The 13,965-nt window shown below is 63.6% G+C and carries 12 protein-coding genes; 8 read left to right on the forward strand and 4 right to left on the reverse strand.

Translation table 11 applies throughout. The features are described 5' to 3' along the window. Positions 1 to 30 precede the first annotated feature (30 nt). The 6 genes from ACFC0O_RS07405 to ACFC0O_RS07430 all read left to right on the forward strand — a co-directional run bounded on the left by ACFC0O_RS07405 (position 31) and on the right by ACFC0O_RS07430 (position 8,980). The gene (locus ACFC0O_RS07405; RefSeq protein WP_375954634.1) at positions 31 to 639 is read left to right on the forward strand and encodes a hypothetical protein; all 609 of its coding nucleotides are present in this window, start codon (positions 31 to 33) and stop codon (positions 637 to 639) included. Further along, positions 636 to 3,863: a helicase HerA domain-containing protein gene (locus ACFC0O_RS07410; RefSeq protein ID WP_375954636.1), complete on the forward strand. Its 3,228-nt coding sequence runs from the start codon at positions 636 to 638 to the stop codon at positions 3,861 to 3,863. The genes ACFC0O_RS07405 and ACFC0O_RS07410 overlap by 4 nt, the downstream gene beginning before the upstream one ends. 112 nt (positions 3,864 to 3,975) lie before the next feature. Continuing rightward, on the forward strand, positions 3,976 to 4,524 hold the full coding sequence (locus ACFC0O_RS07415) for a hypothetical protein (protein ID WP_375954637.1): 549 nt from the start codon (positions 3,976 to 3,978) through the stop codon (positions 4,522 to 4,524). Between the two features lie 657 nt (positions 4,525 to 5,181). Further along, positions 5,182 to 6,018, forward strand: a complete 837-nt coding sequence (locus tag ACFC0O_RS07420; RefSeq protein WP_375954639.1) for a VWA domain-containing protein — start codon at positions 5,182 to 5,184, stop codon at positions 6,016 to 6,018. Positions 6,019 to 6,029: 11 nt separating this feature from the next. Then, positions 6,030 to 6,836 carry a hypothetical protein gene (locus tag ACFC0O_RS07425; protein ID WP_375954641.1) on the forward strand — a complete coding sequence of 269 codons (807 nt, stop codon included), beginning with the start codon at positions 6,030 to 6,032 and terminating at the stop codon, positions 6,834 to 6,836. 5 nt (positions 6,837 to 6,841) lie between these two features. Next, the gene (locus ACFC0O_RS07430) at positions 6,842 to 8,980 is read left to right on the forward strand and encodes an AarF/UbiB family protein (RefSeq protein WP_375954643.1); all 2,139 of its coding nucleotides are present in this window, start codon (positions 6,842 to 6,844) and stop codon (positions 8,978 to 8,980) included. A 136-nt stretch (positions 8,981 to 9,116) separates the two neighbouring features. Here the strand turns inward: ACFC0O_RS07430 and rlmN are convergent, their stop codons facing one another. Then, positions 9,117 to 10,229: a 23S rRNA (adenine(2503)-C(2))-methyltransferase RlmN gene (rlmN, locus tag ACFC0O_RS07435; RefSeq protein ID WP_364630672.1), complete on the reverse strand. Its 1,113-nt coding sequence runs from the start codon at positions 10,227 to 10,229 to the stop codon at positions 9,117 to 9,119. Positions 10,230 to 10,458: 229 nt separating this feature from the next. Between rlmN and ACFC0O_RS07440 the strand changes: the two genes are divergently transcribed. Beyond that, a complete protein-coding gene (locus ACFC0O_RS07440) occupies positions 10,459 to 10,728 on the forward strand; it encodes a lipopolysaccharide assembly LapA domain-containing protein (RefSeq protein ID WP_375954644.1) in 270 nt (89 codons plus the stop codon). A gap of 24 nt (positions 10,729 to 10,752) precedes the next feature. Here ACFC0O_RS07440 and ACFC0O_RS07445 read toward each other — a convergent pair whose 3' ends face one another. Next, positions 10,753 to 11,667: an AraC family transcriptional regulator gene (locus ACFC0O_RS07445; RefSeq protein WP_375954646.1), complete on the reverse strand. Its 915-nt coding sequence runs from the start codon at positions 11,665 to 11,667 to the stop codon at positions 10,753 to 10,755. A 119-nt stretch (positions 11,668 to 11,786) separates the two neighbouring features. Between ACFC0O_RS07445 and ACFC0O_RS07450 the strand changes: the two genes are divergently transcribed. Then, on the forward strand, positions 11,787 to 12,212 hold the full coding sequence (locus tag ACFC0O_RS07450; RefSeq protein ID WP_375954648.1) for a TIGR03618 family F420-dependent PPOX class oxidoreductase: 426 nt from the start codon (positions 11,787 to 11,789) through the stop codon (positions 12,210 to 12,212). Between the two features lie 38 nt (positions 12,213 to 12,250). Here the strand turns inward: ACFC0O_RS07450 and ACFC0O_RS07455 are convergent, their stop codons facing one another. Next, the gene (locus tag ACFC0O_RS07455; protein WP_375956029.1) at positions 12,251 to 13,171 is read right to left on the reverse strand and encodes a phosphatidate cytidylyltransferase; all 921 of its coding nucleotides are present in this window, start codon (positions 13,169 to 13,171) and stop codon (positions 12,251 to 12,253) included. A gap of 224 nt (positions 13,172 to 13,395) precedes the next feature. Then, a complete protein-coding gene (gene frr, locus ACFC0O_RS07460; RefSeq protein ID WP_364630657.1) occupies positions 13,396 to 13,953 on the reverse strand; it encodes a ribosome recycling factor in 558 nt (185 codons plus the stop codon). Positions 13,954 to 13,965 lie beyond the last annotated feature (12 nt).

The following is a 13,965-nucleotide window of genomic DNA, read 5'->3' on the forward strand; positions in this document are numbered from 1 at the left end:
TTACCGAGGATCGAAGGGTGAGGGACTGACGTGGCCGATGACCGATTGACGTTGGGTGAGCGGTGTGTGCTGCTCGTGCTGATGGCCGAGGCGCGAGAGCTGACCAATGGTGAGCTGTTCGCCATCGCGGGGATCAAGCTCGACGGCAAGAACCGCAGGCGGCTCAATGAACTCGGTTTGGTGGCCAGCACCATGGTGCGGCGGGCCTACGTGCACGAGCTGACCGATGGCGGCGCGGTATGGTGCCGGGCGGAGCTGGGCGCGGCGCGGCCGAGCCGGGCGGGGGCCGCCGGGGGTGCGCTGTATGCCGTATTGGGCGGGCTGCGACGGCATCTCGACGACAGCGGGCAGGCGCTCGCCGATCTCTTCCAGCCCGATATCGCGGGACAGGTGGAGGCGGCGTACGCGGAGCTGGCGCGCGGCGGCGGTTCGGCCGTGCGGCTCGCGGTGCTGCGTGAGCAGCTCGGTGAGCTGTCCCGGGGTGAGGTGGACCGGGCGCTGGAATCGCTGGCTCGGCGCGATGACGTGCACGTGCGGGCCGAAGCGGATCAGCAGACGCTGACCGAACGGGATCGGGACGCCGCGATCGTGCTCGGCGGGACGGCGCGACATCTGCTCACCATCGAGGCCGCGCGGTGAACGAGGAACAGCAGTATGCGCTGGCCTCGGTGCAATTCGGCAGTGTGCTCGGACCCGATGAGGTGTGGAGTCCACTGAACTATCACGTCGACGGGCTGCATCCGCGCGCGGTGGCGCAGATCGAGCGGGCGGTGCTGGCGGCGGCGAACCGGCCGCGCAGTACGCCGACCGGACTGGTGGTCAGCGGGGAACGCGGGGTCGGCAAGACGCATATGCTCGGCTGGCTGCGACAGCATGTGCAGCAGCGGGGCGGGGCCTTCTTCATGCCCAAACTGATTGACGGGCAGTCGTTCTGGTCGGGCGCGGTGCACGGGGTGGTGTCGCAGCTGCTGGGGTCCGACGGCGGGCAGCTCGGCCGTATGCTCGGCGCGCTCGCCGAACTGACCGGGTGCGGTACCGAACTGCGCATGCGGTTGCGCGGCACCATGGCGATCGGCCGCGCCGATCTCGACGAATTCCTGGAGCGCGTAACGGAATTGGACGCGCAGGTGGCGGTGCAGTGCGAGGACACCCTGCGCGCCCTGGTGCTCTTCCAAGGCAAACGCGAACTGCGCGATATCGGGCACACGTTTCTCACCTTCGACGATGGCGTCGATCCGGCGGATCAGCTGGCGTGGGGTTTCCGGCGGCGCAATCGACTACCGCAGCTGGTCTTCGGCGATATCTCGCGACTGTTCGCGCTGACCGGGCCCGTCGTACTCGCCATCGACCAAATCGACAGTGTCATAGCGCAATCCGGGCAGACCGACGGGGACGAGCTGGTGAACCGGCTCGCCGACGGGCTCATGCGCATGCGCGAGGAGACCACCCGCACCCTCATCGTCGCCGCCTGCCTGCCCAAGTCATGGGAGCTGATCACCACGCGCGCGGTGAACTCTGCCGCCGATCGATTCACTGTGGTCGAACTCTCCACCGCCATGCCGTCGGCCGCGGTGGCGACCGCCATTATCGAACGGCATCTGGGAAACCTGTACGGGGAGAGCGGATTCGAGCCGCCGTATCCGACCTGGCCGGTCGTGCCCGCCGCCTTCGACGATCCGGTGGTCGCCGATTTCACGCCGCGCCGACTGCTCCAGCAGGTCGAGGAACACGTCCGACTATGCCTGGCCGAGAATACGGTCATCGAACTCCAGCAATTCGGGAAACCGGCGACCGAACGCGTGAGCACCCGGATCACCCCCGCGGCCACCGAACTCGACGCCCTGGACCGCCGCTTCGCGGAGCTGCGCGCGGCCGCCGATGTGAGCGCGCCGCTGAATCCGAAATACGAAGACGATCAAATGTTCTCGCTGCTCAACGCGGCATTGGCCTGCTACGTCCTGGAACAGGGCGAGGCCGGGCGCGAGCTGAGCGTCGACCCGCCCACCATCGTGCAGCAATCCCTGCATGCCCGGCTGCGCCGCACCCTCGACGAGGCGACCGAGGATGAGGAGCACTGGAGTTTCCGCGCCATCGCGCACGGCCATCCGAGGGCGGTGCTCACCCGGTTGCGCTCGGCCTGCCTGGAAGCCGGGATCCATCCCGGTGCGACCAAACGGCACCTGGTGATCCTGCGCAATACGACCTTCTCGCCCGGGCCGGTCACCAAGACCGCGATAGCCGAATTCGAAGCCGCGCACGGGATTACGCTGCCTATCGGGGAAGAGGACCTGCGCACGTTCGCGGCACTGCGGGGGATGCACGCCGACGGCGGCCAGGGCTTCCTCGGCTGGCTGGAAGCGCGCCGCCCCGCGAGCGGATCGGAACTGCTGCGGCGGGCGCTCCCCGCCGCCCGCGCCGAAGTTACTGCGGTACAGCAGACCTCGGCGATCATCGCACCGGATATCACCGTCGCACTGGATTCGCCGGTGCGGGCTCCGTATCCGGGCAGCGGTGACCGCGCGGTGGCGGCCACGTTCGCCGGTCCGATCGTTACGGAATCCGATGCGGCGGGATGGGAACGCCGTGCGCCCGCCGCCGACGCGCCCACCCGCCGTATTGCCCACGACGACGGTATGGGCGCGCCCGCGATCCAGCTCGGCCGCAGTATCGAGAACGGTGCGCCTTTCCGTATTCCGCTCATCCAATTGCGCAAGCACACGGCGGTTTTCGCGGGCAGCGGCTCGGGGAAGACGGTGCTGCTGCGGCGGCTGGTGGAAGAGGCCGCGCTGCAAGGGGTGTCGTCGATTCTGATCGATACCAACAATGATCTGGCCCGGCTCGGCGATCCGTGGCCGTCGCCGCCGGACGGCTGGGGTCCGCGCGATCCCGAACGGGCGCAACGCTATTTGGCCGAGACCGAGGTGATCGTCTGGACCCCGCGCCGCGAGGCGGGCCGTCCGATCGCGCTGAACCCGCTGCCCGATTTCAGCGGCGTGCTCGACGATCCGGACGAATTCCGGCTCTCGATCGACGCCTCGGTAGCGAGCCTGGTTCCGCGCACCGGCCTGACCACCCAGAAACTCCGCACCGGCACAGCGGTTCTCACCGAATCGCTGGCACATTTCGCCCGCGAGGGCGGTGGTGAACTCGGCGCGTTCATCACCCTGCTCGGCAATCTGCCGTCCGATGTCAGCACGATCCGCAATGCGAGTCGGCTGGCCGCGGATATGGCCGATGAACTCAACGCCGCCATGATCAATGATCCGGTGTTCGGCGGTGCGGGCGAACGCCTCGATCCGGGCGCGCTGCTCACTCCCGCTCCCGGAAAACGCGCGCGCATCTCGGTGATCAGCTGCATCGGGTTGCCGACCGAACAGCAGCGCCAGACCTTCGTGAACCAACTCGAACTGGCGCTGTTCGCATGGATCAAGCGAAATCCGGCCGGGGACAGGCCATTGGGCGGCCTGCTGGTGCTGGACGAGGCGCAGACCTTCGTCCCCGCGATCGGCCGCACCGTGTCCTCGCAGAGCACCATCCAATTGGCCGCCCAGGCGCGCAAATACGGTCTGGGCATGGTCTACGCCACCCAGGCCCCCAAAGGGCTGAGCAATATGGTCACCGGCAATGCCGCCACCCAGTTCTACGGCCTGCTCAACGCCTCGGTGCAGATTCAGGCGGCGAAAGACCTCGCGCGCGCGAAAGGCGGTCAGGTGGACGACATTTCACGCCTGTCGGCGGGCCGTTTCTACGGTGCGACCGAGGGCCTCGGCTTCGCCAAGATCACCGTCCCCATGTCCCTGAGCCATCACCCCTCCAGCGCCCTCACCGAAGAGGAGGTGCTGCGCCGGGCTCGCGGTCACTGAAGCCCGTTGTGTCGGCACGCTGACATAACGAATGTCGGTGCGCGAACAGATCTTCCGCTGTTCGCGCACCACACTTGGCTGCGCTGCCCACGAAAGCCAGTCCGGAGGATCCATGCCCAGCGTCAAAGCCGTACTCACCACCGCCGTCGCCATCGCGGCCGCAGCGGTCGTCTCACTCTCGACCAGCCCCGCCGCCACCGCCGCTCCCGCCACCCCGTCGGCAACGGCCCAGTCCCCGGCGAAAACCCAAGGCTGGCTGAACATCTACGCGGGCACAGCTCCCCAGGGCATCAACGCCGTCCAACTGAAGGTCGCCACCGACCCCAAAGTCGGCCCCCGCGTAACGGATAACCTGAACCGCTCCCTCTACCGCTTCGACAAGGACACCGCCAACCCCTCGAAGTCGAACTGCACAGGCGACTGCGCCACCACCTGGCCACCCCTGCTGGTAAGCCGCGGCCAGTCCCTCTACGTAGACGGAATCGACCCGGCCACAACCGGTTTCATCGAACGCCCCGACGGCACCTGCCAGATCACCATCGGCGGCTGGCCCATCTACTACTTCTCCAAGGACAAGAACCCCGGCGACCTCAACGGCCAGGGCGTAGGCAACACCTGGTTCGCCGTCGCGCCCACCGGTGGTAAAGCCCAAGCGAAATAACATCAACCGGTTCGGAAGCGCACCAGCAATGCCACCGGGATCGCGAGCAGCGCGATGATTACAACGGTGAAGGCAATAGTGACCCCAAACGAACTCCCGCATGTCTTGGCCCGTATGTAACCGAATCAACCATCACCCTTCCTCCCATCGACGATGACTGTCGGATCGGCTGGCCAGACGTAGCGAACCTTCCGCATATCCGGCACTGACACTGACAACAGCCATGTGATCAGTAGGCATCAAGCAGAGAGCATACGACAAAAATTCCCAGCCTGTGAGCCACTCCCTTGCGGCGCCATAGCGTTTCAGCCATCGCCACCAACTTCTGTAACCTCCCGATCGAAAGGCGTCCAGGTAGCAAGGACTTCTCCCGATACCTGACCGCGATGAGGTCCACTCCCTCGATTGCGTCTATGACAAATAGTGCCATCGCTCTTACCCTAGCCTTCTGCGGCAAATCGACGGTCCGGTGGGCTGCCTCGAGACGTTCACACACAGATCACCCTTGACGTCATCCGACAAGCAATCATTCGGCTACAGGACGTGCGAACAGCGCGATTGACAGGTTGTCAGTAGTTCGATTTCATTACTAGCGCTGAGGCGCAGGAGACCCGTCACATACGGCGAGTCCGAGGTTCACATACCGGGGGAGCACGTATGCCATACACAGCCGAGATTAGTCGGACAAATCCGACCTGCTTCATTTTCCTCATCGATCAGTCAACCTCTATGGGTGACCAGATTGGCGGTGAGATCCCGCAGAAGAAGGCGGATGTCGTCGCCGATGCGATCAACCGACTATTGAGGGAACTATCTGTGAAATGCGCTAAAGAGGAGGGGGTCCGGGACTACTTTCACATTGCTGTGATCGGCTACGGTGCGACGGTCGGGTCAGCCTTCTCGGGTGCGCTAGCAGGCCGCGACCTGGTACCGCTGAGCGAAGTCGCCGACAACCCAGCCCGTGTCGACGAACGCACGCAGAAGGTGCCCGATGGTGCCGGCGGCCTCGTCGAAAGGACCGTAGCCTTCCCGGTTTGGATGGATCCGGTCATCGGCGGCGGAACACCGATGAGCCGAGCTCTTCGATACGCGGAAACCCTGGTACGAGATTGGATCACAGAGCACCCCAACGTATTCCCGCCGATTGTCATAAATTTGACCGACGGCGAGTCCACGGACGGCATCCCTACCGGAGCCGCCACCGCAATCACCTCGCAGGCTACGGACGACGGCGAAGTTCTGCTCTTCAACCTGCATGTATCGGCGACAGGAGGGTCCCCGATTACATTCCCCAACTCGGATACCGGACTGCCTGATTCCTACGCTCAAACACTTTTCTCGATGTCGAGCGTGCTACCCAATCACATGCGGTCTTACGCCGCAGCGCAGGGACATCGAATTGGTGACAGTACTCGAGGGTTCGTCTATAACGCGGATATCACCTCGGTGGTCCAGTTTCTGGACATCGGAACGCGGGCAACTGAACTGCGGTGACAACGCCAGGCATGTACGTAACCTACCTGGTCGCACCCAAGCAGGGCTTCACCGTAGCAGAATGCGAGGATGCGGTTTGTGTACTACCGGAGGCTTCATTCGATGAGATCGTTACCGGCCCAGTAGCGCTAAGCGTTTGCGACGGCGCGACAGAGAGCGTGTTAGCAAAGGATTGGGCTCACATATTGGCCTCGACCTCAACGGCAAAAGCATTGGCCGATTCGAAATATTTCGAGCTTGAGAGAGCATTCGAAGACTTCGCAGCCGACGTAGTTAGCCGCTGGGATCCTTGGGTTGCCATATACTCGTCGAATCGTGCGGCGGCAGGCCGACCTTTGAAGTGGTATGAGCAGGCAAAGCTGCAGGGAAGCACTTTCTCAACACTACTCACCGTCCTGATCACACCGACCAAACTCTCCGAATGGCGCTGGCAGGCAGCAGCATTAGGCGATTCCTGCATATTTCACATACGCGATAATCTGCCGCTAACGAAATTCCCTGTTCAAAGCTTAGAGGAGTTCGGCACAAATCCAGACCTCTTCGGCAGCCGCAACCATGACACCGCATTGCTCGCGGAGCGCACCCGTTATATCGAAGGCGTCTGCGTCTCTGGCGATCGTTTGCTGCTGATGTCCGATGCGTTGGCTGCCTGGTTCCTTGCCGCAGACGATCCATCCAGCGCGCTGTCCGAACTCTTGGAATTTGGCGGCCCCTATGACGCCACCAAATTTTCAGATTGGCTCGATACACTTCGCGCTCGGCATGAGTTGCGGAATGATGACGTGGCGCTGATTCGAATCGATTTCGAAGGGAGATAGCGCTGATGGCCACGGCCAATTCCCAAGAGTTCCCTACTGCGGGTAGTTATCAAGAGGCCCTTCAGCATCCAAAAATATGTTTCACCGACACTGATCTGAGGGATTCTGTGCCGGAGCTGACCAAGCTTCGCCAGCCCCGCGCGATCTCCGGAGCCTTCGCCAGCGTATTTCCACTGACGCACAGCCGAACCGGAACCCGATATGCCATTAAATGTTTCACCAGACACGTCCCCGATCAGCAAGCGCGCTACCAAGCTATCAGCAAAAAGCTCTCGACAGTACCACAATCGAATCTATCTCAGCCGTGGAAGATCGGATTCGAGTATCTGCCGGATGCAATACTGGTAGGCAAGGATCGCTACCCAATACTAAAGATGGAGTGGGTCCAGGGCGTCACACTATCAGCCTGGTTGGATACACATCATTGCGACAGCTCCAGCGTCGATCGCCTTGCCGAACTATTCGCGGGATTGATCTCCGATCTCGCAAAACACGGTATTGCACACGGAGATCTTCAACACGGCAATCTAATGGTCACCGATGATGGAACCTTACGACTGTTGGACTACGATGGCATGTTCGTGCCCGCACTGAGTGGCTTGGGCGGTACAGAGCGGGGCCACCGCAACTATCAGTCGCCAATTCGCGGCAATGGCGACTTTGGGGCCGAGTTGGATCGATTCTCAGCCTGGGTCATCTATCTGGCCTTGAAGTCCGTCGCGAGGGACCCTGAGCTTTGGCGGCAGCTACACGAACAACACGGCGAATATCTACTCTTGACCGAGAGTGACTTCACGAATCCAGTTATCTCACAGAGGTTTCCGGCGCTGCTTTCTCATGTCGACAGCGAGATCCGAGACCTAGCCGAACGGGTTCGCCTACTCGCGTCACAACCACTGACAGGCATACCCGCACTATCCACCGCAACAGGTGGCGCAGCATCGTCCTCTGCCCCGCCCACCGGCACTATGAGTCGCGGATTACCCAGCTGGATGGCTGGATATGTGACTCCTAGCGAGCCGATGCAGCTTAAATCGACACGGCTTGGCGATACGCTGCCGCGGTTCGCCAAGCGGCGAGCCGTTGATGTCCTGGCGACGATCCTCTTCCTCGTGACCGCCGTCGCCGCACTCCCGTCCTTCATCTTCTTCTCCCCCGCAATCGCGTTCGGGCCGATCGCGGGCGCATGGGTTGCAATTTGGGCAGCTCGGCGTTCTCGCCCCGAAGTCACCGCGCTCGAGAGCCATCTTCTAGAGCTACATGAACGCCGCGCCGGCATCGCCGATGTTGCTGCGGCAGAGGCTGCGATTCGCGTTGACCAAGGCCAGCATGATCTGTCGGAACAACAACGGTTGACCGGACTCCCAAGGCAGCGAAGTCACCTGAAAGTCCAGCACGACCGACAACTCGAAGAGATCGACCGACAAAGGCGAACCAGAAGAAGCAACAACGATAGAAGACGTGTCCAGCTGAAAGAGAAACTACAAAAGAGCAAATCGGATGCTTACGCAAATGAACGAGCAGAGTATGTGCGGAAAGACTTGATGCGATTCAAAATATCAAGCTCATCAATTACAGGGATCGGCTCGGCGCTGACCAGGGAACTTGCCGCGCATGGGATTCGGACTGCAGCAGATTTCGATGGGATCCAGCTTTCCTCGCCGAGCGGGAACTACAACTCGGCGACTGCCTATCTTCTTACATCCGGCGGGCCGATCTATGTCAAAGGAATAGGGGAAGCCAAAGCCCGGGCATTGGATAATTGGCGAAATGCGCACGCATCCAAGGCTATTTCACGGTTTTCACGCAACGCACCCACCAGCACCAGCACCGGTGACTCCAAATACAACCTTGAAATGAGCAAGCTCGCTCAAGCAGATCAACAAGCAGAAAACGAAGCAAGCCAAAAGCGCATTCAAGCCGAGCAAACATATATTGCAGCAATCGCAAGTCTTTCGACAACCTCAGCTGCCGCAGCAGCAGCGGCCGAGAAGAAGCGCCACGAGTTCACCCGTCGCCTGTCAGCGTTGCAGAATTCCCCAGCCGTACTCGCTGGAATCGATCGGCAGATCGACGATACGCAAAACCATCGGAAAGCTCTGTCCCACACGCGCTTCATGCGCTTCGCTTTGGTCGGACGATAGACCGCAAGCCATTCGTGACGCCAACGCCTCCCCTAGATACCCTTGAGTCATTGGTTCTCCGCAAACCGACGCATCCTCGGCTAGCGCGGGCCCAAGTTCGACCAGGCGAAGTTCTCTAGATCGCAGTGACCTAGCATCAGCCCTCGGCGGCCAGCTGGCCGCAGGCGGCGGCGATTTCCTGGCCGCGGGTGTCGCGGACGGTGCAGGGGACGCCCTGTTCGTTGACTCGGCGGACGAATTCTCGTTCGACGGGCTTCGGGGAGGCGTCCCATTTGCTGCCCGGGGTCGGGTTCAACGGGATGAGGTTGACGTGGACTCGGGAGCCGAGAGCCTTGTGCAGTTTCTTGCCGAGCATGTCCGCGCGCCAGGGCTGGTCGTTGATATCGCGGATCAAGGCGTATTCGATGGAGACTCGGCGGCCGGACTTGTCGGCGTAATACCTTGCGGCGTCGAGGACTTCGGCGACGGGCCAGCGATTGTTGACCGGGACCAGGGTGTCGCGGAGTTCGTCGTCGGGGGTGTGCAGGGAGACGGCCAGGGTCACCGAGAGGTCTTCGTCGGCCAGTTTGCGGATGGCGGGGGCCAGGCCGACGGTGGAGACCACCACATTGCGCTGGGAGATGCCGAGACCGTCGGGCGACGGGGAGGTGATGCGGCGCACCGCGTTCACCACGCGCTTGTAGTTGGCGAGGGGTTCGCCCATGCCCATGAAGACGATGTTGGACAGGCGGCCGGGGCCACCGGCCACCTCGCCGTCGCGCAACGCGGCCGCGGCGGCGCGGACCTGGTCGACGATTTCGGCGGTGGACAGGTTGCGGGTCAGGCCCGCCTGACCGGTCGCGCAGAACGGGCACGCCATACCGCAGCCCGCCTGGCTGGAGATGCACAGGGTGTTGCGGTCGGTGTAGCGCATGAGGACGCTCTCCAGGAGCGTGCCGTCATTGGCCTTCCACAGCGATTTGCGGGTGGTGCCGTCATCGCACTCGATATGGCGGACCTCGGTGAGCAGGGTGGGGAAAAGCGCTTCGCCGACCTTGGCGCGCATGGCTTCCGGCAGGTCGGTCATCTTTTCCGGATCGGCGACGAGGCGGCCGTAGTACTGGCGCGCGATCTGATCGGCGCGGAATTTGGGGAGGCCGAGTTCCTCGACCACAGCCTTGCGTTCCTGTGCGTCGAGATCGGCGAGATGCCGGGGCGGCAGGCCACGGCGGGGGGCGTCGAACACGAGGGGCACGGGGATCGAAGTCATAACCCTTCCAGTGTTCCATCCGAACCGTCGTTCCGGGCGTGCGGGGTGGGATGCGCTCATCACATTCGACGTGAGCTCCGCGACAGTGTTCCGGCTAACAACGTGCGAAAACGACATACGGCAGATTAGGGGCGATATACGTGCACCGGTCATAGCAATCGGCAATGATCTAGCAATGACCACCGACGCCGTACCGACCGCTGGGTCGGAACCGACCCCGAGCAGCGGCATGAGCACGAACGACGGCCAGCGCGTCCTCAAGACCCGCGCCGGTTACGCCTGGGTCGGCCTCGTCATCGCCGCATTGCTCGGCATCGTCGTACTGATCTTCATCCTGCAGAACCTCGAACAGGCCCACGTCACCCTGTTCACCTGGAACTGGAACCTGCCCATCGGCGTCCTGGTGCTGCTGTCGGTTGTCGCCGGAGCGCTGGGCACCGCGCTCGTCGGCGGCTACCGCATCCTGCAGCTGCGCCGCGCCACCAAGAAGAACAGCTAGCGCGACCGGCGAACCCGCAGACCGTCAGACACCCGCGCGCAGCAGGTCGTCGGCGGTCCTGCGGTATTGCCCGGGGGCAGTGCCGTATTCGCGTTTGAACGCCTTACCGAACGCGTACTCCGAGCCGTAGCCGGTGCGCCGCGCGACACCCGCGAGCGGGGCATCGGTCTCGCGCAGCAGCCGCGCGGCGGTGATCATGCGCCAGCGCGTGAGATAGGCCAGCGGCGGCTCCCCGACCAGGGCGGTGAAACGCTTGGCGAAGGCCGCGCGACTGAGCCCGGCCCGCTCCCCCAGCGACTCCACCGTCCAGCCCTGCGCCGGATTCTCATGCATATCGCGCAGCGCCGCCGAAATGCCTGGATCGGCGAAAGCCGCTGCCCACCCGGACATTTCATGCGGCGCATCGGCGAACCAGGCACGCAGCAGATAGAGCAGCAGCAACTCCAGCAGCGGCGGGATCGCGGCATCGCCACCCGGGCGCGGGGAATGCAGCTCATCGGCGAGCAGCTCCACCGCGGCGCGCAATGCGGCATGACTGCCCAGGCGCGCCGGAATGTGCACCACCTCCGGGAGCTCGGCGAGCAGCGGATGCGTGCGATCCGCTGCCAATTGGTAAGAGCCGCACAGCAGCGTCGCGACCGGACCGGGACCATCGATGAAACGGATATCGGCCGGTCCGGCGGTCTCGGTGATCGCAGCGCCGAGCTGATCGACCAGCTCATGCGCGATTCCGCGCGGCATGAACACCACATCGCCCGCCCCGAGCGCGATGGGATCGGCATCGGACCTGGTCAGCCAGCACGAGCCCTGCAACACGATATGGAATCCGGCACTCTCGATACGCGGATACGCCCGGCCCCACGGCGCATGCCGCACGAACAGGCCGGAAGCGGGACTGCCGGTGCGTGCGGTCGCCAGCGCCGCACTCAGAACATCCATATCGAGAAGACTATGCGGCAAGACGATTGGACATCACCGCGAGATTCACGATGATTTATCGTCTGCGCGGGCGCTCATACAGTGGGTTCTATCGAATCCGCACTCAGACAGGACATTTCATGAGCAACAAGGGTCCCGCCCCGCGCACGCTGACCGATGCCGAACTGGCCGAAATACTGGCCGCCCAGCAGTTCGGCGTACTGGCGACGGTGAAACGCTCCGGGCACCCGGCCATGTCGACGGTGCTCTACAGCTGGGATCCGTCCGCACGCGTCATTCGGATCTCCACCACCGCGGACCGGCTCAAAGCCAAACAGGTGCGGAACAATCCGCATGTCGCCCTGCATGTGAACGGGCCGACCGTCTGGTCCTTCGCGGTCGCCGAGGGCGATGCGGAGGTATCGGACTCCCCGGCCGAACTCCTTGCCGCCGCGGGTCACCAGGACGATCCGGAGACATTCCTGCAAGAACAGGCCGCCGAGGGCCGCGTGGTGATCAAGCTCCGGGTCACCCGGCTATACGGCACCGCATTGGATGTCGGGTGACCATCGCCCGCCGGTGAAAACCGATGCGGGACTTCGAATCAGAGCAGCGCGGTCAGCACCAGCCAGGCCACGAACGCGGAGGGCAGCATGGAATCCAGGCGATCCATGATGCCGCCGTGGCCGGGCAGCAGGGTGCCCATATCCTTGATGCCGAGTTCGCGCTTGACCTGGGATTCGATCAGATCGCCGCTGGTGGCGACCAGCACCAGGGCCACGCCGAGCAGTACGCCGATCATCGAATTGGCTTGCAGCAGCAGGGTTACCGTCAGCAGACCGCCGATGACGCAGAAGACCAGCGAACCGCCGAAGCCCTCCCAGGACTTCTTCGGGCTGATGTGCGGAACCATCGGATGCTTACCGAACAGCACTCCGGCGATATAGCCGCCGACATCGGAGCAGACCACCAGGATCATGAAGGTCAGCACCCGCAGATTGCCGTCGTCCTCCAGCAGCATGAGCACCGCGAACGCGGCCAGCAGCGGAATCCAGGACAGCGTGAAAATACCGATCGCGCTGTCGCGCAGATAGTTTCGCGGGGTGGCGCGCAAACCGTGGTCGAACAGCCGCCACACCATCACCGTCAGCGCGGTCGCACCGAACGCGCCGAGCACACCCTGCGGGCCGAACGGCCAGGCCAGCCAGATGATCGCCTGACCACCCGCCAGCAGCGGAATGCGCGGCACCAGCACATCGGCCTCGCGCAGCCGCTTGGCCACCTCCCAGGTCGCCACGGCGACGGCCGCGGCGATCACGCCGATCAGCACCTTGGGCGCGAACAACAGAATCGCGATGAGCGATAGGCCCAAACCGAAACCGACACCCAGCGCGGCGGGCAGATTGCGGCCCGCCTTGGACGCGGGCGGCGCCGCACCCTCGGGCTGCGAAACCCCGGACGCCGCCGCGGCGGCCTGCTCCCCCGCCGCCGGCGAACCGGCCGCGGCAGAGCCCGCGGCCGCGATCCCCGCCGCACTCGACTCGGACCCCGGCACCGGCGCGGGCGCCGATCCCGCGGTGCCCTCGCCGGGCGGCGTCACCTCACCGGTGGCGGCAGTTTCTTCGGCCACGATTGTCCTGTCGCTCACTTGTCGTCCGTTCGTCCCTACCCCCGGCCGACACCGCCGGTCGTCCGTTCCCAGATATCGAGCAGCCGTGCCCGGACTCCAAGCGCCCGCGCCCAGAACCGCTAGACCTCCAGCAGTTCGGCTTCCTTGTGCTTCACCAGCTCGTCGACACTGCCAACGTACTTCGCGGTGGTCTTGTCCAGATCCTTCTCGGCGCGACCGACCTCGTCCTCACCGGCCTCGCCATCCTTCTGGATGCGACCCAGCTCGTCCATGGTCTTGCGCCGCACATTGCGGATCGCGACCTTGGCGTCCTCACCCTTGGACTTGGCCTGCTTCACCATTTCACGGCGCCGCTCCTCGGTGAGCTGCGGAACCTGCACGCGAATGATGTCGCCATTGTTGGTCGGGTTCACACCCAGATCCGAATTGCGGATCGCCGTCTCGATCTCCTTGAGCAGCGCCTGCTCATAGGGCTTGATGATCAGCATGCGCGGCTCGGGCGAGCTGATGCTGGCAACCTGGGTGATGGGCGTGGGCGACCCGTAGTAGTCGATAACGATCCGGGAGAACATGCCCGGATTCGCGCGACCGGTCCGAATGGAACCCAGGTCGTCCTTCGCCACCGAGACGGCCTTCTCCATCTTTTCCTCGGCGTCGAAGAGCGCTTCTTCAATCACGGCGTTTCCTCC

The sequence above is a fragment of the Nocardia sp. NPDC056100 genome (genome assembly GCF_042266325.1).
Lineage (GTDB): Bacteria > Actinomycetota > Actinomycetes > Mycobacteriales > Mycobacteriaceae > Nocardia.

Coding starts and splice junctions, on each gene's coding strand:
- ACFC0O_RS07445 (WP_375954646.1), bottom strand. CDS start 11,667: ATGGATGTTCTGAGTGCGGCGCTGGCGACCGCACGCACCGGCAGTCCC.
- ACFC0O_RS07440 (WP_375954644.1), top strand. CDS start 10,459: ATGAGCACGAACGACGGCCAGCGCGTCCTCAAGACCCGCGCCGGTTAC.
- rlmN (WP_364630672.1), bottom strand. CDS start 10,229: ATGACTTCGATCCCCGTGCCCCTCGTGTTCGACGCCCCCCGCCGTGGC.
- ACFC0O_RS07450 (WP_375954648.1), top strand. CDS start 11,787: ATGAGCAACAAGGGTCCCGCCCCGCGCACGCTGACCGATGCCGAACTG.
- ACFC0O_RS07430 (WP_375954643.1), top strand. CDS start 6,842: ATGGCCACGGCCAATTCCCAAGAGTTCCCTACTGCGGGTAGTTATCAA.
- ACFC0O_RS07420 (WP_375954639.1), top strand. CDS start 5,182: ATGCCATACACAGCCGAGATTAGTCGGACAAATCCGACCTGCTTCATT.
- ACFC0O_RS07425 (WP_375954641.1), top strand. CDS start 6,030: ATGTACGTAACCTACCTGGTCGCACCCAAGCAGGGCTTCACCGTAGCA.
- ACFC0O_RS07415 (WP_375954637.1), top strand. CDS start 3,976: ATGCCCAGCGTCAAAGCCGTACTCACCACCGCCGTCGCCATCGCGGCC.